Source organism: Rhizobium sp. BR 249 (genome assembly GCF_047445895.1).
GTDB lineage: Bacteria > Pseudomonadota > Alphaproteobacteria > Rhizobiales > Rhizobiaceae > Rhizobium.
Genome location: NZ_JARWKX010000008.1, coordinates 188,637 through 210,752, shown reverse-complemented (window position 1 = coordinate 210,752; position 22,116 = coordinate 188,637). Strand labels below are relative to the sequence as shown.

Here is a 22,116-nt window from a genome sequence, read left to right as displayed (position 1 = left end):
CCCTGATCGCATACCTGCTGCTGCAGATGGCCAAGGCAGACCAGACCACCGTCGCAAGCCCGCTCGCCTTCGCCCGCCTGGTGCGCGCCAATCTCATGCACCGACGCAGGATCGACCGCCTGCTGCAACCCACCGGCAGTCCACCACACAGTCCCCACCAGATGAGCCTCCAATGGTGACCAAATTTAAACCGGACACCAGTGGGGCAAGCCCGAGCATGACGGAGGAGGGGTTGGTGGACTTTTTCAGCGGCCCCGGCGGCCCCTTATCCAATAGCCGTTTCTCTTTCTCGCTCAGCCGCGATTGTCGCCGAGGAGGCGATCGTAAACGGCGCCGATCGCGGTTGCTTCCTTCTCCAGCGCGAAATTCGCCCTGACGTGGCACAGTGCATTCTCGCCATGGGCGATCGCCAGCGCGGGATCTGCGATATAGGGGGCGATTGCCCGCGTCAGCGCCTCGCCATCGCCGGCAGCCACCACCGAGCCGGACTCGCCCTCGGCAATGAGCTCGGCATAGGCGCCCGCATCCGACGCCACCACGGCGGTCCGCGAGGCCATGGCTTCGAGCGGTGTCAGACCGAAGCCTTCGTTGCGGGAAGGGGCGACGTAAAGCGTCAGCCGGCGATACCAGACCTTGATATCAGGCACTTCGCCAAGGAAGAGAATGCGGTCGCTGAGGCCGGCGGCGGCGACATCGGCCTTGAGCTTTTCGCCAAAGCCCACGTGCTCCGCCGTCACCCGGCCGGAGACGATGGCCGTCCATTCCGGGTGCTGCGGCAGGAGTTCGATCATCGCCTGAACGAAGAGATCGGTGCCCTTCTGATGGCGCACGCGGCCGAAGCAGCCGACGAGATAGCGGCCGGGCAGGCCGGTCGCAGCGATGCCGTCCTCGGCCGTTTCCGGCGGGTGGAACAGGGAGAGGTCGACGCCGTGCTGGATGACGGTGTGGGGCACCTCGAGGAAGGAGCCGGACCGGTCGCTGGTTGCGATCACCGCGTCCATGCGGCGGATCAGCCATTTCGTATAGGCGGTGTGGCGGCGTTGCGCGGCCGAGGTGAAGAGCAGCTTCAGCGGCATGCGCAGGACATGGCGAAGCAGGATGCCGACGGCCATCTCATTGTTGCGGCGGGCGTGCCAGACGCGGTGGCGCCGGCGTGCCGGCGGGCGCCAGAGGCCGACGAGTTGCGGCCACTTCAGTTTCGGAAGGCCCTCCGGCAGGCCGGGGCCGAGCGTCGCGATCCGGATGCCGAGCCGGAGCTGGCACGGGATGAGCTGGACGATGGTCGACGTGACGCCGGAGAGCCGGCGCTTGAAATTGGGCGCGATGATCTCGACGTCACGAATGTCCGGCAAGGGATGGATCTCGTGTCTGGCGGGCGATCAGCCCCAGGAAACCTGGAGGATCTCGTAGGCCTTGGAACCGCCGGGTGCGTTGACCTCGATGGAATCGCCGACTTCCTTGCCGATCAGCGCGCGGGCGATCGGGGAGGAGATGGAGATGCGGCCGGCCTTGACGTCGGCTTCCTGGTCGCCGACGATCTGGTAGGTCTTTTCTTCCTCGGTGTCCTCGTCGACGAGCTTCACCTTGGCGCCGAACTTGATCTTGTCGCCCGACATCTTGGTGAGGTCGATGACCTCGGCGCGCGCCGTCAGGTCTTCCAGTTCGCTGATGCGGCCCTCGTTGTGGCTTTGGGCTTCCTTGGCGGCATGGTATTCGGCATTTTCGGAAAGGTCGCCATGAGCACGGGCTTCGGCGATCGCCTCGATGATTCGGGGGCGCTCCTCCTGCTGACGCCAGCGCAGCTCTTCCTGCAGCTTGACGAAACCACCCTGCGTCATCGGTACCTTTTCAACCATTTTTCTGTCCTTCACTCCTTGCGTCCGCGCAATCAGGCGCCCACACAAAAGAAAACAGGTCCCGAAGGGGAGCTTCGGAACCGTGCCACAATCCTAGTTAAGTGCTTATAGCAGATCGGCAAGGCCGATTTCCAGAAAATTCGCATGGGCGAGATCCAACCCGCGGCGCTATCGGGCGATGCACCCCCAAAAATGGGCGGAGGCGGGATCGTTTCGGTTGACTGCGTTTATTGGAACATATAGTGAACATAAGAATGAAGAAGTCGCTTGCCGAACGCTTGGCCATTCTTTCCGACGCCGCGAAATATGACGCTTCCTGCGCCTCCAGCGGCACTGTGAAACGCGATTCGAGCGCAAGCGGAGGACTGGGTTCGACCGAAGGGTCCGGCATCTGCCATGCCTATGCTCCGGATGGGCGGTGCATTTCGCTGCTGAAGATCCTGCTCACCAATTTCTGCATCTACGACTGCGCTTATTGCGTCAATCGCTCGTCCAGCAATGTCGAGCGGGCACGCTTCACGGCTGAGGAGGTCGTCTGGCTGACGCTCGAATTCTACCGCCGCAATTATATCGAAGGCCTGTTCCTTTCCTCCGGCATTATTCGCTCTTCCGATTACACGATGGAGGAGATGGTCCGCATCGTCCGCGAACTGCGCGTGACCCATAATTTTCGCGGCTATATCCATCTCAAAGCGATCCCCGAGGCGTCGCCGCATCTGATCGAGGAGGCGGGGCTTCATGCCGACAGGCTGTCGCTCAATATCGAACTGCCGACCGACAGCGGCATCACCCGCTTTGCGCCGGAAAAGAAGCCGGCCAATATCCGGCGATCGATGGGGGATCTCAGGCTGAAGATCGAAGCGGCCGGCGAACCGACGCTGAAGACGAAGAAGCGCCAGCGTTTCGTCCCTGCCGGCCAGAGCACGCAGATGATCGTCGGGGCGGACGGGGCGAGCGACGCGACCATCCTTGCCAGCAGCGGCCGGCTCTACAGCAGCTATGGCCTGAGGCGTGTCTATTATTCGGCCTTCAGCCCGATCCCCGACGCTTCGAAGAACCTGCCGCTCATCAAGCCACCGTTGATGCGCGAGCATCGGCTTTATCAGGCCGACTGGCTCTATCGCTTCTACGGTTTCGGCGTCGACGAGATTACCGCAAACCAGGCGGGCGGCATGCTCGATCTCAATCTCGATCCGAAACTTGCCTGGGCGCTTGCCAACCGGGCTGAATTTCCCGTCGACATCAACAAAGCCGAGCGCGAGCGGTTATTGCGCGTACCCGGTCTCGGCACCAAGACGGTGAAGGCGATCGTTTCCTCGCGCCGTTTTCGCCGCCTCCGGCTCGACGATCTCTCGCGGCTCGGTGTTTCGATCAAGAAGGTCCAAGCCTTTATCTCGGCGGAAGGCTGGTCGCCGCGCCGGCTGATCGACCGCCAGGACCTGCGCGCCATGTTCGAGCCGCAGCCTGAACAATTGTCGTTGCTGTGATGCGCCGGGTCGTGCTTGCGGGGCGGGGAGAGCTTGGCGAATGGCGCGATGCCGCGCGCGCCCTGGCGGCCGCAGGCATCTTGCCCGAGGAGATCGATTGGCGCGAAAAAAGTGCTGAGGCCGATCTTTCGTTTCAACGCGACGCCATGCCGCCGGAGCCTGCGGCATCACGCAAGCCGATGACGGTGCCGCCGGCCTTCATCGAGCTTGCGGAGACGGTTCTCTGCCATTCCGATCCGGCGCGGTTTTCCCTGCTTTACCGCCTGCTCTGGCGGCTGCAACTGGACCGGCAACTGCTTGAAGTCTCTTCCGACGAGGATGTCGTGCGGGCCAGGCTGATGGCGAAGAACGTTCGGCGCGACGCGCACAAGATGACGGCCTTCGTCCGTTTCAAGGAAGTCGGCGCGGTAGCGGCGGCGCGTCGAAAGTTCCTCGCCTGGTTCGAGCCGGATCATCATATCGTCAGGCGCACGGCTCCCTTCTTCCAGCGGCGCTTCAACGACATGGACTGGCTGATTGCCACGCCCAAGGGCTCAGCGGCCTGGGACGGCGAGCGGCTGACGATCACCGACGAGCCCTGCGAAAAGCCCAATCTCAGCGATGCCACGGACGAACTCTGGCGCACCTACTACGCCAACATTTTCAACCCGGCGCGATTGAAGGTGAAGGCGATGCAGGCGGAGATGCCGAAGAAATACTGGAGGAACCTGCCGGAAGCCGATCTCATTCCCGGCTTGATCGCATCGGCCGAAAGCAAAGTGCAGGAGATGGCGGCGCGGGAAGCGACGCAATCGCTGCCCTTTCACGACCGCTTGCAGCAGGCCGCGCGCAATCTTCCTGCAGAATCGGAGGCTCCGGCGGGCACACTCGAAGCACTGCGCTCGGAGGCTGCTGTCTGCACGCGCTGTCCGCTTCACGCCAATGCGACCCAGACGGTATTCGGGGAGGGGCCGTGCGATGCGGAGGCGATGTTCGTCGGCGAGCAGCCGGGCGACCAGGAGGATATTTCAGGGCGTCCCTTCGTCGGACCTGCCGGCAGGCTTCTCGATCAGGCGATATCAGAGGCGGGCATCGACCGGTCGAGGCTCTACATCACCAATGCCGTCAAGCATTTCAAATACGAGCCGCGCGGAAAGCGGCGCATCCACCAGAAGCCCAATATGGGCGAGGTGAAGCATTGCCGCTGGTGGCTCGATCGGGAGATGGCGCTCGTCAAGCCGAAGCTGATCGTCGCGATGGGAGCGACGGCGCTTGCGGCGCTGACCGATGTGAAGGAGCGCCTGCAGGATGTCAGGGGAAGAGCGATGGCGATGGAAGGAGGGCGCACCCTCTTCGTAACCGTGCATCCGTCCTATCTCTTGCGCATTCCCGACGAGCGGCTGAAGGCGGAGGAACTGGCGCGGTTTCGCGAGGATATGATGACGATTCAGCGGCTTATCGCATCAGCCGGATAAAGAGATTCCGGCGGAGTTCGCGCCATCACCCACCGGGCGATGGCGCTGTCCGATTTCACGCGAAGTAGCTCTGCAGCGGCCGGACTTCGAGATTGCCTGCCTTCAGCGCCTTGATCGCCTGGGCGGCGGCTTCGGCGCCGGCCATCGTCGTGTAGTAGGGCACCTTCTGCATCAGCGTCGCGCGGCGCAGCGACTTGGAGTCGGAGATCGCCTTGTTGCCGTCGGTGGTGTTGATGACGAGCTGGACCTGGCGGTTGCGGATCGCGTCCTCGATGTGCGGACGGCCCTCCAGAACCTTGTTGATCTTGGTGGCGGTGATGCCGTTTTCGCCGAGGAAGCGGGCGGTGCCGCCTGTTGCCAGAACCTTGAAGCCCTGTTCGACGAGGATGCGGATCGCCGGCAGCACGCGTGCCTTGTCCTCGTCGCGCACGGAGACGAAGACCGTTCCGTCACGCGGCAGCTCGACGCCGGCGCCGAGCTGCGATTTGGCGAAGGCCAGGGCAAAATCGGTGTCGAGGCCGATGACTTCGCCGGTCGAGCGCATTTCCGGGCCGAGCAGCGTGTCGACGCCGGGGAAGCGGGCGAAGGGGAAGACGGCTTCCTTGACGGCGATGTGGGTGAGCTTGCGCGGATCGGGCTTCTGTCCGTAGGCGGCGAAGGTCGCATCGAGCTTTTCGCCGGCCATGACGCGGGCGGCGATCTTGGCGATCGGCGCGCCAATGGTCTTGGCGACGAAGGGCACGGTGCGCGAGGCGCGCGGATTGACTTCGAGCACGTAGACAGTGCCGTCCTTGATGGCGAACTGGACGTTCATCAGGCCGCCGACATTGAGCGCCTTGGCCATGGCTTTTGCCTGGCGCTCCAGCTCGTCGAGCAGTTCGACGGGCAGCGAGCGCGGCGGCAGCGAGCAGGCGGAGTCGCCCGAATGGATGCCGGCTTCCTCGATATGCTCCATGATGCCGGCGACATAGACGTCGGTGCCGTCGGAGAGGCAGTCGACGTCGACTTCGATGGCGTGGGTCAGGTAGCTGTCGAAGAGCAGCGGGTTCTTGCCGAGCAGGGTGTTGATCTGGCCGGTCTTGTCGTTTGGATAACGCTGCTTGATATCCTCAGGCACCAGTTCCGGAACCGTATCGAGCAGATAGGTCTGCAGCTGGCCTTCCGAATGCAGGATCTGCATGGCGCGGCCGCCGAGCACGTAGGAGGGGCGCACGACCAGCGGGAAGCCGATTTCGGCGGCGACCAGGCGGGCCTGCTCGACCGAATAGGCGATGCCGTTGTTCGGCTGGTTCAAGTCGAGCTTCATCAGAAGCTTCTGGAAGCGGTCGCGGTCTTCGGCAAGGTCGATCATATCGGGCGCGGTGCCAAGGATCGGGATGCCGTTCTTTTCGAGCGCTTCGGCAAGCTTCAACGGCGTCTGGCCGCCGAACTGGACGATGACGCCGACGACTTCGCCCTTTTCCTGTTCGGCGCGCAGGATCTCGATCACGTCTTCGGCCGTCAGCGGCTCGAAATAGAGGCGGTCTGATGTATCGTAGTCGGTCGAAACGGTTTCCGGGTTGCAGTTGATCATGATCGCTTCGTAGCCTGCATCCTTCAGCGCGAAGGCGGCATGGCAGCAGCAATAGTCGAACTCGATGCCCTGGCCGATGCGGTTCGGGCCGCCGCCGAGGATGACGACCTTCTTGCGGTCGGAGACCTGGGCCTCCGAGCGCGCGGCGCCGACGAAGGGCGTCTCGTAGGTCGAATACATATAGGCGGTCGGCGAAGCGAATTCGGCCGCACAGGTGTCGATGCGCTTGAAGACCGGGCGGACGTTCAGGCCGTTGCGCAGTTCGGCGACTTCCTTCGGGCGCTTGCCGGTCAGCGTCGCCAGACGCGCGTCGGAGAAGCCCATGGCCTTGAGCATGCGGAGGTTCGCAGCATCATTGGGCAGGCCGTGCTCGCGGATGCGGGCTTCCATGTCGACGATGTTCTTGAGTTCGGCGATGAACCAGGGATCGATCTTGCAGCCTTCATGCACCTCTTCGATGCTGAGGCCCTGGCGCAGCGCCTGGGCGACCATACGCAGGCGGTCCGGCGTCGGCGTGCCGATGGCGGCGCGGATGGCGTTCTGGCTGGATTCGCCTTCTTCGAAGTCGGGGATTTCGATCTCGTCGAGGCCGGTCAGGCCGGTTTCGAGACCGCGCAGCGCCTTCTGCAGCGATTCGGCGAAGGTGCGGCCGATCGCCATGACTTCGCCGACCGATTTCATGGCCGTGGTCAGGACAGGCGAGGCGCCGGGGAATTTCTCGAAGGCGAAGCGCGGGATCTTGGTGACGACATAATCGATCGACGGCTCGAAGGAAGCGGGCGTCGCGCCGCCGGTAATGTCGTTTTCGAGTTCGTCCAGCGTGTAGCCGATGGCGAGCTTGGCGGCGACCTTGGCGATCGGGAAGCCGGTGGCCTTGGAGGCGAGTGCCGAAGAGCGCGAGACGCGCGGGTTCATTTCGATGACGACGAGGCGGCCGTCCTTCGGATTGACGGCGAACTGGACGTTCGAGCCGCCGGTCTCGACGCCGATCTCGCGCAGCACCGCGATCGAGGCGTTGCGCATGATCTGGTATTCCTTGTCCGTCAGCGTCAGCGCCGGGGCGACGGTGATCGAATCGCCGGTGTGGACGCCCATCGGATCGATGTTCTCGATGGAGCAGATGATGATGCAGTTGTCCGCCTTGTCGCGAACGACCTCCATCTCATACTCCTTCCAGCCGAGCACCGATTCCTCGATCAGCACTTCGGTCGTCGGCGAAGCATCGAGGCCGCCGCCGACGATCTCGAAGAATTCCGAGCGGTTGTAGGCAATGCCGCCGCCGGTGCCGCCGAGCGTGAAGGACGGGCGGATGATGGCGGGCAGGCCGACATGATCGAGCGCCTGAGCGGCGATCGCCATGGCGTGGTTCATATAGCGCTGCTTGCGGTCGCTCTCGCCGAGGTTCCACTGGTTTTCCAGTTCGTCCAGCGCCTTGTCGAGATCCGTGCCGGAGAGGCTTTCGCGCAGCTTGGTGCGCTCGGCCTCATGGGTCTTGCGGTCGAGATCCTTGATGTCGGTGGCATTCGCCAGCATCGAGCGCGGCGTTTCCAGGCCGATGCGGGCCATGGCTTCACGGAACAGCGCGCGATCCTCGGCCATGTCGATGGCGGCGGGCTTGGCGCCGATCATCTCGACATTGTAGCGGTCGAGCACACCCATGCGCTTCAGAGAGAGGGCGGTATTCAAAGCCGTCTGGCCGCCCATGGTCGGCAGCAGCGCGTCGGGGCGCTCCTTGGCGATGATCTTGGCGACGACCTCGGGGGTGATCGGCTCGACGTAAGTGGCGTCGGCCAGGCCCGGATCGGTCATGATCGTCGCCGGGTTGGAGTTGACGAGGATGACGCGGTAGCCTTCCTCCTTCAGCGCCTTGCAGGCCTGGGTGCCGGAATAGTCGAATTCGCAAGCCTGGCCAATGACAATCGGTCCCGCGCCGATGATGAGGATCGATTTGATGTCTTGGCGCTTCGGCATGGGCGATATCCATTGTCTGGCTGCGCAAAAAGCCGGCCAGGGTGGGAGATCACCAGGTCGGGTCGCGCATTGAGGTCTTTTCAGGCTAGAAGCGGCTTATAGGCAAATGTTTTTGCAAACGGAACCCCATAAATCACGGAATCGACAGGAATCCCGACATGATGCGAAAGCCTATTTCCCGTTGGGCACGACAAGCACCCGGATTTCCCCGCCGCGCGCCGGATTTGTGATCGCTTCCGGGGCCTCCGCAAGGCCGATGCGCCTCGAGATCAGCGGCTCGACCTTGATCCTGCCGGAGGCGATGAGATCGGCGGCGCGGCCGTGGGTGAAGGGGTTGACGAAGGAGCCGATCAGCCTGACTTCGCGAAAAAGCAGGTCGAAGGGCTCGATCGCGATCACCGCGCCCTGTGGCATGACGCCGAGGATGACGGCGCCGCCGCCGCGCCGGGCAAGCCGGGGCGCCTGTTGCATGGTCTCGGGGACACCTGCGCATTCGAAGACGACATCGGCGCCACCGGGCAACAGCCCGTCTTCGGCGGCGATGCGGGTGACGACATCGCCATCGCCGGGATCGACCGTCGCGGTCGCCCCGAGGCTTTCGGCCAGCCGGCGTTTTTCGCGGCTGCGCGTCACCAGCACGACGCGGGTCGCGCCGGCAAGCCGTGCCAGCTGCACCGTGAGCAGGCCGATGACACCGCCGCCGAGCACGACCGCCGATGAGCCGGCCTGCAGACCACCGAGATCGACGCCGTGAATGCAGCAGGCGAGGGGCTCGCAGAAGGCGCCGTGGAGCGGATCGAGATCACCAGGCAGCGCGAAGGCCTGGCTTTGCGGCATGCAGACATAATCGGCAAAACCGCCGTCGCGGTGAATGCCGATCGCCTGCAGCTTCCGGCAGAGATTGACGCGGCCGCGCCGGCATTCCTCGCAGCCGCCGCAGGAAATGTTGGGATCGCCGGTCACGCGCATGCCGGGCCGAAAATCGGTTACGCCATCCCCGACCGCTTCGACGATGCCTGCGAATTCATGGCCGAGCGTCACCGGCGATTTGGAAGGAAATTCACCGTGATAGATATGGCGGTCGGTGCCGCAGATGCCGCAGGCTTCGATGCGCACCAGCAGTTCGCCCGGGCCTGGCGATGGCTTTTCGACCTCGCAGAGCTGCAGTTTTCCGGTTGCTTCCAGGCGTACGGCCTTCATTGCTCTTCCTCCTGCTTTCCCTCCTGGTTCAGGAAGAGCGAAAGCGGGAGTCCAGTCAAGCGCTTAGCGCGCCTTCTTTACCTGAAGCGGCGGCGCGTGCATTTGAGGGAACAATATCCCGCTCCCAAGGTTTCCGGCGGGACGCTGGAGCCATGATGGCTGGTCCGCCGACTGTTTCGAGGCGGATGAAGCCGCTGGAATTCTCCGCGCCGACGGATATATAAATTCCAAGAGTATAAGCACGGGCATTGCCGGGGAGAACGAAGATGGAATGGAGAGGCCGGCGTCAGTCCGATAATGTCGAGGATCGCCGTGGCAATTCGGGCGGCAGCCCCTTCGGCCGAGGCGGCGGGTTCAGTTTCCCGTCCGGCGGCGGTGTTCGTCGCGCCGGCGGGGGGTTGAGCATCGGCACCATCATCTTCCTCGTCGTCATCTATCTCATCTTCAAGGCGATGGGCATCGATCTGATGCAGGTGCTCGATGGCGGCGGCATGTCGAGCGGCCCAGGCTACGAGCAGAGCCAGTCCGAGGGAACGCGCMCCCCCGCCAATGACGAGATGACCGCCTTCATGCGCACCGTTCTTGCCGAGACCGAGGATACCTGGAACGGCATCTTCCAGGCGCAGGGCCGCAATTACGAGGAGCCGCGCCTCGTGCTCTTCTCAGGCCAGACACAATCGGCCTGCGGCTTTGCCTCTGCCGCGACCGGTCCGTTCTATTGCCCGGGTGACCACAAGGTCTATCTCGATACGACGTTCTTCCAGGAGCTCTCCGACCGCTTCGGCGCATCGGGCGATTTCGCCGAAGCCTATGTGGTTGCCCACGAAGTCGGCCATCACGTGCAGAACCTGCTCGGCATCCTGCCGAAGTTCAACCAGGCCCGCCAGCGCATGAGCGAGGAAGAAGCCAACAAGATGTCGGTGCGCGTCGAGCTACAGGCCGATTGCTTTGCCGGCATCTGGGGCAAATATACCCAGCAGAAGGGTATCCTGGAAGCCGGCGACCTCGAGGAGGCCCTGAACGCCGCCCAGCAGATCGGCGACGACACGCTGCAGAAGCGCTCGCAGGGTTACGTCGTGCCCGAGAGTTTCAACCACGGCACCTCGGCGCAGCGCGCCAGGTGGTTCAAGCGCGGTTTCGACAGCGGGCAGATGACGGCGTGTGATACGTTCTCGGGGCCGGTTTGACGGTGTGAGGTCCTGCCGTGCCGCCCCCTCATCCGCCTGCCGGCACCTTCTCCCCGCTGGGGAGAAGGGGATGCGCCGCAGCGTTTCGACTCCCTCTTCTCCCCTCGGGGCTATGGCATTCACACATCTTTTGCTGCAATTTCAAAGAGTTGCTGAAAAAGCAACGGGAAATCGGTGTTTTTTTATCCCTTAGGCAAGGAAAAAACTCAACCATACCTTCCGCTAACTTTTTGATATTACTTTGTTTTTTTTAAGCGAAAAAGATGTGTGAATCCGATAGCCCCTCGGGGAGAAGGTGCCCGTAGGGCGGATGAGGGGGCCGCACGGCAGGACGTTCCCAATTACTTCTCACTATCCATCCGCTCGGGATAACGCCCGCCCGCAGCTGCGCCCTCCGGAACGGCGCGTTCGAATGCACAATGAGCGATTTCCTTTGATCTGGATGCCTTCGCGGCGATTGCAAGGGAGTGCGCCCATCGATTGAGGCCCTTCTGAATTTCCCGCGCAACTCATCAAAAGCTTTTGAGATGTTCACGGATTGTTTCGGTCTCCTTTCTAGGCTATGTCACATTACCGGCGACGAGATCGTCTTTTCAGAAACCACCGCTGTTGAGATGCTTCATGCTTGATCCCAAATTCGTTCGCCGCGGCCTGTTCCTGGTCTTCGTCATCCTTTTCCTCGACATTATCGGCATCGCCATCATCATGCCGGTGCTGCCGGCCTATCTGGAGCAGTTGACCGGCGACAGCGTCAGCGACGCGGCGGTCGACGGCGGCTGGCTGATGCTCGTTTATGCCGGCATGCAGTTCCTGTTTGCGCCGCTGCTCGGAAACCTGTCGGATCGTTTCGGCCGCCGGCCGATCCTTCTGCTTTCGGTGCTGACCTTCGCGATCGACAATTTCATCTGCGGCATCGCCACCAGCTTCTGGATGCTGTTCGTCGGCCGTGTCCTTGCGGGCATCAGCGGCGGCAGCTTCGCCACATGCTCGGCCTATATCGCCGACATCAGCACGGAGGAAAACCGGGCGAAGAATTTCGGGCTGATCGGCATCGCCTTCGGCGTCGGCTTCATCATCGGCCCGGTCATCGGCGGGTTTCTCGGCGAATTCGGCCCGCGTGTGCCCTTCCTCGGCGCGGCTGCGCTGTCGCTGCTCAATTTCATCGCCGCCTGCTTCCTGCTGCCGGAAACGCTGGAGGCGAAGAACCGCCGCCGCTTCGAATGGAAACGCGCCAACCCGCTCGGCGCGCTGCGCCAGATGCGCCACTATCCCGGCATCGGCTGGGTCAGCCTCGTCATGTTCCTGTTCTTCCTGGCGCATGCCGTCTATCCCTCGGTCTGGTCCTTCGTCTCGACCTACCGCTATGGCTGGAGCGAGGGCCAGATCGGCCTGTCGCTCGGCATTTACGGCATCGGCGCGGCACTCGTCATGGGTTTGGTCCTGCCGCGTGTCGTGCCGCTGCTCGGCGAATGGAAGACGGCGCTGCTCGGCCTCTGTTTTTCGGCTGCGGGGCTGACCGGCTATGCCTTCGCCTGGGAAGGCTGGGTGGTCTATGTCGTCATCGTCGCGACCGTGATGGAAAACGTTGCCGATCCGCCGCTGCGCAGCATCGCCGCCGGCAAGGTGCCGCCCTCCGCGCAGGGCGAGCTGCAGGGCGCTCTGACCAGCCTCAGCAGCATCACGACCATTCTGGGACCGCTGATCTTCACGCAGATGTTCGGTTATTTCACCCGGCCCGAAGCGCCTGTTACCTTTGCCGGGGCGCCCTATCTGATGGCTGCCCTGTTCATCCTGCTGGCGGCCGGTGTGTTCCTCACCCGCGTCCGGGTCCGTCAGCCGGCCGAGGCGCTGGAAGCGGCGGGTTGATCGATCAGAAATGGTGATGTGATGATGAATTTTTCATCATCTGCCTGTTTTGGGGTAGTTCTTCGCGGGGCTTTGATCTAAGTCCGAATGATATTTCGCCGGAAAACTGCGCGGCGACGGATATTTCAACCACAGGACTGGTGTCATGGACACGCCGATCGACGCGCGCAGGCTTGCGCCGACTACCGATAATCGTTGGAGCGCACATTTCCGTGCCACGCTGGCGCTCGGCATTCCTCTGATCGGCGCGCAGCTCGCCCAGCTCGGCATCAATACCACCGATGTGATGATCGTCGGCCGCCTCGGCGCCGAGCAGCTGGCGGCCATGGTGCTGTCGGCCCAGTTCCTGTTCACGATCCTGATCTTCGGCTCGGGTTTTGCCATCGCCGTCATTCCGATGGTGGCGCAGGCCTATGGCCGGGGCGACGTCGTCTCCGTGCGCCGCTCGTTGCGCATGGGTCTGTGGGTGGTGATCGGATTCTGGATCATCGCGCAACCGGCCTTTTTCAATGCAGAACAGATCCTTCTCTTCGCGCAGCAGAAGCCCGAGGTGGCCAAGCTCGCCCATGGCTACATCGTCATCGGCCAGTTCGGCGTGCTGCCGGCCCTGCTTTTCAACGTCATGCGGGCGCTTGTCAGCGCCATCGGCAAGGCGGGCATCATCCTCAACGTCACCATCGTCACGCTGGTGATGAATGCGATCTTCGCCTACATCCTCGTGCTCGGCCATTTCGGCTTTCCGGCGATGGGGCTCGAAGGTGCGGCGATCGTTTCGGTCGTGGTGCAGACGGCCGGTTTCCTCTTCATTTTCGCCTTCGTCCAGGGGCGGGAAGAAACGCGGCGCTACGAGATCTTCGTGCGGTTCTGGAAGCCCGACTGGCATGCGCTGCTGGAGGTCATCCGGCTCGGTTTCCCGATCAGCGTCACGGTGCTTGCCGAGGTGAGCCTGTTTACAGTGGCGTCGCTGCTGATGGGCTATATCGGCACCATCGAGCTCGCCGCCCACGGCATCGCCCTGCAATGGGCTTCGATCGCCTTCATGATCCCGCTCGGCCTCAGCCAGGCGGCGACGGTGCGCGTCGGCGTCGCGCACGGGCAGGGCGATTATGACGGGCTGGTGCGCGGCTCGATCATGGTGCTCATCCTCGCCTGCGCTATCTCGGCGGTCGGCTCGGTGCTCTTTGCCAGCCTGCCGCAATTCCTCGGCAGCTGGTTCCTCGATGTCAGCTCGCCGGAAGCGCCTGAAGTGCTCGCTTATGCCGGGCCGCTGATCGTCGTTGCCGGTCTCTTTCAGCTCGTCGACGGGCTGCAGGTGGTCGCCAACGGATTGCTGCGCGGCCTGAAGGACGCGCGTGTGCCGATGATCATGGCGCTGATCGCCTATTGGCCGATCGGCTTCTTCCTCGCCTGGGCCTTCGCCTTCCCGCTCGGCTTCGGCGGCATCGGCATCTGGTTCGGCTTCCTCGTCGGGCTTGCGGCCGCCGCCATCATGCTCTGCGCGCGGTTCTATATTCTCCTGCGCCGGGAAGGGGCGACCGTCGGCGCTTGAGCCGGCGGGTCCCTTACCTCAAGCCGCGACGGGCTTGTAGCTGGCGATATCGGCGCGAATGCCGAGACGGGAAAACATTTCCTGCGGATCGAAATTCGCCGCCTTGTGAGCGGCGGCAACGGCCGCCCGCGCGCGCTCGACAACCTCGGTATTTTCCCATTCGGCAATCGTGACGAAATTGAATTCGCCTGGGCCGGCGACCTGCTCCAGCACCCGATGATCGATGAAACCGTCCTGCGTCTCCAGCAGCTTATGGGTCATCATCACTTTGACAAGAAATTCCTCCCGCGCCGCCGCCGGCACGATGAACTTGTCGATTCGATAGAAAGCTCCGCTCATGTTCTCTCCTGCATCATGGATCTGCAGGTAGGTCTGTAATTCCTCAAGTTAAGTTGAGGTCAATATGGAAGGAAAGAAAAAGGTTCGCCCAGGCGAGTCTTAGGAGTGCTGACAAAGCGCGCCAGCTTCTCTTTCGTCATGCTCGGGCTTGTCCCGAGCATCTGCCTACAGTCGATAGGGCAGCAGATCCGCGGCATAAGGCCTGGGATGACGAAGAGTGAGGTTTGTCAATATGTTAAAGGCTCGCCTATCGGCGAGCCTTCATCTGAACTGGGCAGCTCCTGAAATCAGCGCTCAGCGAGCGCCGGTTCGCCCTTCTTCTCGCGCACCATGTTGATGAAGCGGCGGAAGAGGTAGTGGCTGTCCTGCGGGCCGGGGGAGGCTTCGGGGTGGTGCTGGACGGAGAAGACCTGTTTGCCGAGGACGCGCAGGCCGCAATTGGTGCCGTCGAAAAGCGAAATATGAGTCTCTTCAACGCCGTCGGGGAGCGACTTCGAGTCGACCGCGAAGCCGTGGTTCATCGAGACGATCTCGACCTTGCCGGTCGTGTGGTCCTTGACGGGGTGGTTGGCGCCGTGATGGCCCTGATGCATCTTCTCGGTCTTGGCGCCGAGGGCGAGGCCCAGCATCTGATGGCCGAGGCAGATGCCGAAGACCGGGATGTCGGTTTTGATGAGCGTCTGAATCACCGGCACGGCATATTCGCCGGTTGCCGCCGGATCGCCCGGGCCGTTCGACAGGAAGATGCCGTCCGGCTGCATGGCGAGCACGTCTTCGGCGCTCGTTGCGGCGGGTACGACCGTGACCTTGCAGTCGAGCCCGGCAAACAGGCGCAGGATGTTGCGCTTGACGCCGTAATCGAGGCAGACGACGTGGTATTTCGCATCCGCTGCGCCGAGCTCGCCGTAGCCTTCGTTCCAGACCCAGGGGGTCTGGGTCCATTGTAGGGACTGGCCCGAGGAGGCGATCTTGGCGAGGTCGAGGCCTTCGAGGCCGCTCCAGGCCTTGGCTTCGGCTTTCAGCGTCTCGATGTCGAAGACGCCGTTCGGGTCGTGGGCAATCACTGCGTTCGGGGCGCCGTTCTCGCGGATCCAGGCGGTCAGCGCGCGCGTGTCGATGCCGCAGAGGCCGATGATGCCGCGCGCCTTCAGCCATTGGTCGAGATGCTTGGCGGCGCGGTAGTTCGAGGGTTCGGTGATGTCGGCCTTGAAGATGACGCCGACGGCGCCGTGGCGGGCGGCGGGCGTCAGGTCCTCGATGTCTTCATCGTTGGTGCCGATGTTGCCGATATGGGGAAAGGTGAAGGTGACGATCTGGCCGAGATAGGAAGGGTCGGTCATGATCTCTTCGTAGCCGGTCAGCGCCGTGTTGAAGACCACTTCGGCTTGGACCTTGCCGGTGGCGCCGATGCCCTTGCCTTCGATCACGGTGCCGTCGGCAAGAACGAGCAGGGCGGTCGGCTTTTCGATTGTCCAGGGTGCTGTCGCGGTCATCTTCATCCCGTTTCCGGCGGTCGGTCGCGTTGCCGCGCTCGTCGCCATTTGATCTCGCAGGCGTGTGGACGCGGCAATGCCGCGCGCTTCAGGCCTGATCACGAATTTTGGTGCAGGTGGCGGTAGATAGCCACGCAATCGCTCACGGTCAACTCTTTGTAGCCGAGATCGAGGCTGTTTTCCTGCGGTTTATCGCGCCGATCGCGCAATTTATTTGATCCCTCGCATCGGCGTGGTTTATGAAGCGGCATCAAAAAAGGAGTGAAGACCATGCTGCGCGATCAACTCGCCACCCAGCTGAAAGAGGCGATGAAGGCCAAGGATTCGGAGCGGCTTTCGACCGTCCGGCTCATCCAGGCCGCGATCAAGGACCGCGATATCGCCAATCGCGGCACCGGCAAGGGAGAGGCGAGCGAGGACGAAATCCTGCAGATCCTCGCCAAGATGGTGAAGCAGCGCGACGAATCGGCCAAGATCTACGAGGAGAATTCGCGCCCGGAACTCGCCGCCAAGGAGCGTGCCGAAATCACCATCATTCAGGATTTCATGCCGAAGCAGCTTTCCGACGGCGAAGTGCGCGCCAACATATCGGCGATCATTGCGGAGACCGGCTCCTCGGGCGTCAAGGACATGGGCAAGGTGATGGCGGCGCTCAAGGAACGTTATGCCGGCCAGATGGATTTCGCCAAGGCGTCGGCGACCGTCAAAGAACTGCTGAACTAAAACGTCTCGCCTGCGGTTCTTCGTGGACCGCAGGCCCGAGCACCGCCTCGGCGGCGGCGTCGATAATGGCGAATTTCGCCGCCTGATAATTCCAATATTCCAGGATGAAGGGGCCGGACAGCCAGAAGTCGCCCTTGCGGGAGGGCTCGGTCCAGCCGACGCTTCCCATATTCGACGCCTGCGTCAGAAGGCGCTTCAGGTGGGTGTTGGAGATCATGAACTGCTCGCGCAGTTCCCGCAGCGACAGCGGGCCGACCACGACGCGTTCGGCCGCCCGGGGAAATTCCGGAAGCCGCGAGATCAGGTAATCCATCACCAGTCCGCCGGAATTCGCCCAGTTGAAGAGGTTGAAGGTCGGGCCCGGGCTGCGCACCGCCTGGCTGTCGATGATCGCCCTTGCAATCAGCGGCTGGATGGCCGCCATCATCGCCGAAGGATCGGCGGCGACCTTCGCAGCGCGTTCACCGCCGTCGAGGTTGTCGAGGATCATCATGTGCGCCAGGAGCCACCGGGTAAAATGCTGCTCGGCGATCTCGGTGGGTTCCAGGTAGCGCGTGCGCTTGTCAGGGCCGGGAACGGCCTGCAGGAAGCGATAGGCCAGCATCTCCTGCATGAAGGCGGCGGCCGTGTTGCGGCTGGCGATGTCGTTCCTCACCGCGAAATCGATGAAGCGGCCGGAATAAAGGCCTCGCTTCCCATCGCCGGGATAGCCGTAATGAAGCGCGAAGCCGGCATGGGCCATCAGCCAGCGCTGCTGCGCGGCGAAAATCGAGGCGATGCGCGGGCTTTCGCGATAGATCGCGAGCAACTGATTGGCGCAATGCAGGATCGCAGCGGAAAAGCGATCGTCTGCTGCAAGATTTTCAGCGGTGAAGGCCATTGGGAGGGTCCAGGATATCGGCGCATACATCTTTCATGCTGCCGCCGCCTGTCAACGGCTTTGTCAATAATCGGTTAATTTCAAAGGGAAATTGTATCAGGAGAAGCCAAAAATTAAGAAGGCAGGAGCTGGGGGCGCTCCTGCCTTCTTGCTCTTTGCTTCCGCCGGCACGCAGGGCTGAGGCCCAAGCCGGAGGGTATTTGCAAAGGCACCCTTGCGAAGCGGCGCCGGGGGTAGGGATGGTGCTTCGCTCGGGGATCGCTTTGTTGAGATGAACCTATGGCCGGGCGGCTGTTTATTCAAATTACAAAAAAATAATGATTGCCGCAAACGGCGGTTTCGGAGGCGTCGAAGCGGCGTTTCGGCGCTTGGGCGGACAATGACGCCGCTCGATCGAGGGAATTGATAAGCTGCTGTTTTAAAACGTTTTAATTCAGCGTTTCCGAAGGCGGAAGCTCCCGATGGAAGAGTGGCGGCAACCGAAATCGCAACCTCTGACGATAACAGTGTCGCACCCCTTGTCGCAGGGGCGATAACGCGTTGTTGATCGGATAACCGACACTGTCGGCGATGGGTGCACTTGCCTGTGAATAGCGGGTTTTCCCGACAAGTTTCGTGGCATGGCGCGGCAAAGCAGCTTATATGGAGCTTGGCCAAGAGGTATAAATGCGCTTTTCCAACACCTTTCTCGATGAGATCCGCGACCGCGTTCCGATTTCGAACGTGATCGCGCGCCGCGTGAGCTGGGACAAGCGCAAGACCAACGTTTCGCGCGGGGATTACTGGGCCTGCTGCCCGTTCCACGGCGAGAAATCGCCGAGCTTCCACTGCGAGGACCGGAAAGGCCGTTACCATTGCTTCGGCTGCGGCGTCACCGGCGATCATTTCCGGTTCCTGACGGAACTGGAGGGCCTGAGTTTTCCCGAGGCCGTGCAGCAGATTGCCGACATGGCCGGCGTGCCGATGCCGCTTGCCGATGCCGCGATGGAAAAGCGCGAAAAGGAGCGCGGCTCGCTGATCGACGTCATGGAAATGGCGACGCAGTTTTTCCAGGATCAGTTGCAGACGGCGAATGGAGCCAAGGCGCGCGCCTATCTGCGCGACCGCGGGCTGACGGGGCGCACCATCGAGACCTTCCGGCTTGGCTATGCGCCCGACAGCCGCAACGCGCTCAAGGAGTTCCTCGCCGGCAAGGGCGCCACCAAGGAGCAGATCGAGGCCTGTGGTCTCGTCGTGCATGAAAACGTGCCGGTGTCCTACGATCGCTTCCGCGACCGCATCATGTTCCCGATCCTGTCGTCGCGGGAAAAGGTCATCGCCTTCGGCGGCCGCGCCATGTCATCAGATGCGCCGGCGAAATATCTGAACTCCAACGAGACGGAGCTCTTCCACAAGGGCAACGTGCTCTACAATTTCGCCCGTGCGCGCCGCGCAATCCAGGGGCCGGGGCGCGGTGATCACCAGGACGACAACGCGTCCGGCACCATCATTGCCGTCGAAGGCTATATGGATGTGATCGCGCTCCATCAGGCGGGCGTCGAGAATGCCGTTGCGCCGCTCGGCACGGCGCTCACCGAAAACCAGCTCGAATTGCTGTGGAAAATGGTGCCGCAGCCGGTGCTCTGCTTCGACGGCGACGGCGCCGGCATCCGTGCGGCCAATCGCGCCGCCGAACTGGCGCTGCCGCATCTGAAGCCCGGCCGCTCCGTCCGTTTCGCGCTGCTGCCTGATGGCAAGGACCCCGACGATCTCGTGCGTGATGACGGGCGCGCGCCTTTCGATAAGGTGATGAGCCAGGCAAAGCCGCTCTCAGAGATGCTCTGGAACCGGGAGATCAACACCGGCAAGTTCGACACACCCGAAGCGCGCGCCGAACTGGAGGCGCGGCTGAAGCAGCTCGTCGCCGTCATCGCCGACGAGAATGTGCGCCGCCACTACCAGCAGGACATTCGCGACCGGCTGAACGCCTTCTTCCAGCCGCAGTTCCAGAACCGCGGCAATGGCGAGCGGCGCGGCTTCAACGGCCGGGCAGGCCGCGACAATGCCGGCAAGGCGGGGCCGAAAAGCCCGAACGTCATTTCCGACCGGCTCGCCCGCTCCGGCCTGGTGCGCGGCCATCAGGACAATACGGCGCTGCGCGAGAGCGTGCTGGCGCTGACGATCGTCAACCATCCCTCGCTGATGATCGACGATTACGACGAAATTGCCGCGATCGAATATGACAGCAAGCCGCTGCAGCGGCTCTGGTCGGCGATGCTGGGGGCAGCCGCGGCCGTCGCCGGTCCGCATCTGACGCGGGAATATCTGACCGAACGGCTGGAATTCGAGGGTTTCGGCCCGCTCATCAAGAGCCTCGACCAGCAGGTGCGCAATGCCCGGCTGTGGACGGCGACCGAGGAGGCGGCGATGGAGGATGCGCGCGAGGGATACCGCCAGGCGCTCGCCTTCCACAAACGCGCGAAGGCGCTGCGCCGGCAGAAGATCGAACTGGAGCGCGAGATTGCGCTCGCGACCGAAGCCGGAGACGGCGAGGCCATAGCCCAGCTGATGCGGGCACAGCAGGAAGTGCATTTCGAAGGGGTGCGCCTCGAAAACCAGGAGGCGATCATCGACGGCTTCGGCGTGCTTTCCGGCCGCGTCAAAGGGGCGGCGAACCACTGATGCCGCTCAGCGAACGCAATGAACCGGGCTTTTCCGCTTCCGACGCGCTGTTTTCGGCTGGCCGCGCGCCGCTCGACGTGCTGAAGCAGATCTATGGCTATTCCTCCTTCCGCGGCAAGCAGCAGCAGGTCGTCGAGCACGTGGTTTCCGGCGGCGACGCGGTGGTGCTCTTTCCGACGGGCGCGGGCAAATCGCTGTGCTTCCAGATCCCGGCGCTCTGCCGTGACGGTGTCGGTATCGTCGTCTCGCCGCTGATTGCGCTGATGCGCGATCAGGTGGAGGCGATGAAGCAGCTCGGCATCCGCGCCGGCGCACTCAATTCGTCGCTGTCGCGCGAGGAGTTCGTCGAGGTTCGCCGCGCGCTTTCATCAGGCCGGCTCGACCTTCTCTACGTAACGCCCGAGCGCATCCTGACCGATGGTTTCCGCGACCTGATCGCCAACGAGAAGATCGCGCTGTTTGCGATCGACGAGGCCCATTGCGTCTCGCAATGGGGCCATGATTTCCGGCCGGAATATCGCGAGCTCGGCCGGCTCGGCGAGCAATATCCGGGTGTGCCCCGCGTGGCGCTGACGGCAACGGCCGATCCGCATACGCGCGACGATATCGTCGAGCGGCTGGGGCTCGAGAATGCCGAGATCTTCACCACCAGCTTCGACCGGCCGAATATCGCCTATGAAATCGTCGAGCGCGACCAGCCGCGCCAGCAGCTTCTGCGCTTCCTCTCCGGTCACAAGGGCGACAGCGGCATCGTCTACTGCCTGTCGCGCGCCAAGGTCGAGGATACGGCTGACTGGCTGAACGGGCAGGGAGTTCGCGCGCTTGCCTACCATGCCGGCATGGACCGGGCGCTGCGTGACGCCAATCAGGATGCCTTCCTGAAAGAGGAAAACCTTTGCCTGGTCGCCACCGTCGCCTTCGGCATGGGCATCGACAAGCCGAACGTGCGCTATGTCGCCCATCTCGATCTTCCGGGCTCGGTGGAAGCCTACTACCAGGAGACGGGACGCGCGGGCCGCGACGGCCTGCCGTCCGAGGTCTGGATGGCTTATGGCATGGCCGACGTCATCCAGCGCCGCCGGATGATCGACGAGGGCAGTGCCGCCGACGAGATCAAGCGGGTCGAGCGCGCCAAGCTCAATGCCTTGCTGGCGATCTGCGAAACCGCTTCCTGCCGCCGGCAGGCGATCCTTGCCCATTTCGGCGAGGCGCATGCCGGCCAATGCGGCAATTGCGACACCTGCCTGAAGCCGGTCGAGACCTGGGAAGGCACGGAAGCCGCGATCAAGGCGCTCGCCGCCGTCTACCGCACCGGCGAACGCTTCGGTGCCGGTCACGTCATCGACGTGCTGGTCGGCAACGTCAACGAAAAGACCGAGCGTTTCGGCCATGTGAATATGCCGGTCTTCGGCGCCGGCAAGGACATTCCGGCGCGCACATGGCAATCCGTCTATCGCCAGCTGCTCGCCATGGGGCTGATCCGCATCGATCATGAAGCCTATGGCGCGCTGAAGCTGGAGCCGGAGTCGCGCGCCGTCTTCAAGCACGAGCGGCAGGTCTTCTTCCGCAAGGACCGGCCGGCCTCGGAACGGCGCACGAAGAAGGCGGAGCGCAGCGAGCGCAAATCGGCACTGTCCGGCGCCGATGGCAGCCTCTTCGAGGCGCTCAGGGCCGAGCGCATGTCGATCGCCAAGTCGCTCGGCGTGCCGCCCTATGTCGTCTTTCCAGATACGACGCTCATTGCCTTTGCAACGGAACGGCCGCGCAGCCGCAAGGAATTGCTCGGCATATCAGGCGTCGGCCAGTCGAAGCTCGAGCGCTACGGTGACGCGTTTCTCGATATCATTCTCTCGCACGGCCAATAGGCCGGCCTCGCG

15 protein-coding genes and 1 pseudogene are annotated in these 22,116 nt (G+C 62.9%); 9 read left to right on the top strand and 7 right to left on the bottom strand.

Annotated elements, in window-relative coordinates:
- Positions 1-179: pseudogene (locus QD408_RS10475) on the top strand (IS4 family transposase); the annotation flags it as partial.
- A gap of 114 nt (positions 180-293) precedes the next feature.
- Here the strand turns inward: QD408_RS10475 and QD408_RS10470 are convergent.
- A complete protein-coding gene (locus QD408_RS10470) occupies positions 294-1,352 on the bottom strand; it encodes a glycosyltransferase family 4 protein (protein ID WP_414139252.1) in 1,059 nt (352 codons plus the stop codon).
- Positions 1,353-1,379: 27 nt separating this feature from the next.
- Positions 1,380-1,856, bottom strand: coding sequence for a transcription elongation factor GreA (gene greA / locus QD408_RS10465; protein ID WP_017965278.1), 477 nt, complete (start codon positions 1,854-1,856; stop codon positions 1,380-1,382).
- Positions 1,857-2,110: 254 nt separating this feature from the next.
- On the opposite strand from greA, the gene QD408_RS10460 reads away from it, so the two are divergent.
- Positions 2,111-3,343 (top strand): putative DNA modification/repair radical SAM protein, encoded by a 1,233-nt coding sequence (locus QD408_RS10460; protein ID WP_414139251.1) that lies wholly within the window; start codon positions 2,111-2,113, stop codon positions 3,341-3,343.
- On the top strand, positions 3,343-4,797 hold the full coding sequence (locus tag QD408_RS10455; protein WP_414139250.1) for a UdgX family uracil-DNA binding protein: 1,455 nt from the start codon (positions 3,343-3,345) through the stop codon (positions 4,795-4,797). The genes QD408_RS10460 and QD408_RS10455 overlap by 1 nt, the downstream gene beginning before the upstream one ends.
- Before the next feature lie 55 nt (positions 4,798-4,852).
- On the opposite strand, the gene carB is transcribed toward QD408_RS10455, so the two are convergent.
- Complete coding sequence (carB, locus tag QD408_RS10450; protein WP_088681228.1) at positions 4,853-8,341, bottom strand: carbamoyl-phosphate synthase large subunit; 3,489 nt, start codon at positions 8,339-8,341, stop codon at positions 4,853-4,855.
- A 171-nt stretch (positions 8,342-8,512) separates the two neighbouring features.
- Positions 8,513-9,541 (bottom strand): zinc-dependent alcohol dehydrogenase family protein, encoded by a 1,029-nt coding sequence (locus tag QD408_RS10445; protein ID WP_414139249.1) that lies wholly within the window; start codon positions 9,539-9,541, stop codon positions 8,513-8,515.
- 266 nt (positions 9,542-9,807) lie between these two features.
- Here QD408_RS10445 and QD408_RS10440 point away from each other — a divergent pair, with 266 nt between their 5' ends.
- The 3 genes from QD408_RS10440 to QD408_RS10430 all read left to right on the top strand — a co-directional run bounded on the left by QD408_RS10440 (position 9,808) and on the right by QD408_RS10430 (position 14,143).
- On the top strand, positions 9,808-10,728 hold the full coding sequence (locus tag QD408_RS10440) for a neutral zinc metallopeptidase (protein WP_414139248.1): 921 nt from the start codon (positions 9,808-9,810) through the stop codon (positions 10,726-10,728).
- A gap of 621 nt (positions 10,729-11,349) precedes the next feature.
- Positions 11,350-12,594: a TCR/Tet family MFS transporter gene (locus QD408_RS10435; RefSeq protein ID WP_414139247.1), complete on the top strand. Its 1,245-nt coding sequence runs from the start codon at positions 11,350-11,352 to the stop codon at positions 12,592-12,594.
- Between the two features lie 145 nt (positions 12,595-12,739).
- Positions 12,740-14,143, top strand: coding sequence for an MATE family efflux transporter (locus QD408_RS10430; protein ID WP_414139246.1), 1,404 nt, complete (start codon positions 12,740-12,742; stop codon positions 14,141-14,143).
- Between the two features lie 18 nt (positions 14,144-14,161).
- Here the strand turns inward: QD408_RS10430 and QD408_RS10425 are convergent, their stop codons facing one another.
- Both QD408_RS10425 and carA read right to left on the bottom strand, forming a co-directional pair.
- Complete coding sequence (locus QD408_RS10425; RefSeq protein ID WP_088681233.1) at positions 14,162-14,482, bottom strand: antibiotic biosynthesis monooxygenase family protein; 321 nt, start codon at positions 14,480-14,482, stop codon at positions 14,162-14,164.
- A gap of 287 nt (positions 14,483-14,769) precedes the next feature.
- The gene (gene carA, locus QD408_RS10420) at positions 14,770-15,975 is read right to left on the bottom strand and encodes a glutamine-hydrolyzing carbamoyl-phosphate synthase small subunit (RefSeq protein ID WP_414139245.1); all 1,206 of its coding nucleotides are present in this window, start codon (positions 15,973-15,975) and stop codon (positions 14,770-14,772) included.
- 270 nt (positions 15,976-16,245) lie between these two features.
- Here carA and QD408_RS10415 point away from each other — a divergent pair, with 270 nt between their 5' ends.
- The gene (locus QD408_RS10415; protein WP_414139244.1) at positions 16,246-16,698 is read left to right on the top strand and encodes a GatB/YqeY domain-containing protein; all 453 of its coding nucleotides are present in this window, start codon (positions 16,246-16,248) and stop codon (positions 16,696-16,698) included.
- Here the strand turns inward: QD408_RS10415 and QD408_RS10410 are convergent.
- Positions 16,679-17,578, bottom strand: coding sequence for a hypothetical protein (locus QD408_RS10410; RefSeq protein WP_414139243.1), 900 nt, complete (start codon positions 17,576-17,578; stop codon positions 16,679-16,681). The two genes, QD408_RS10415 and QD408_RS10410, sit on opposite strands and share 20 nt — an antisense overlap.
- Before the next feature lie 666 nt (positions 17,579-18,244).
- On the opposite strand from QD408_RS10410, the gene dnaG reads away from it, so the two are divergent.
- Both dnaG and recQ read left to right on the top strand, forming a co-directional pair.
- A complete protein-coding gene (dnaG, locus tag QD408_RS10405; RefSeq protein WP_414139242.1) occupies positions 18,245-20,239 on the top strand; it encodes a DNA primase in 1,995 nt (664 codons plus the stop codon).
- Entirely contained in the window at positions 20,239-22,104 is a 1,866-nt protein-coding gene (gene recQ / locus QD408_RS10400; protein WP_414139241.1) for a DNA helicase RecQ, read from the top strand. The genes dnaG and recQ overlap by 1 nt, the downstream gene beginning before the upstream one ends.
- The last annotated feature ends 12 nt before the right edge of the window (positions 22,105-22,116 follow it).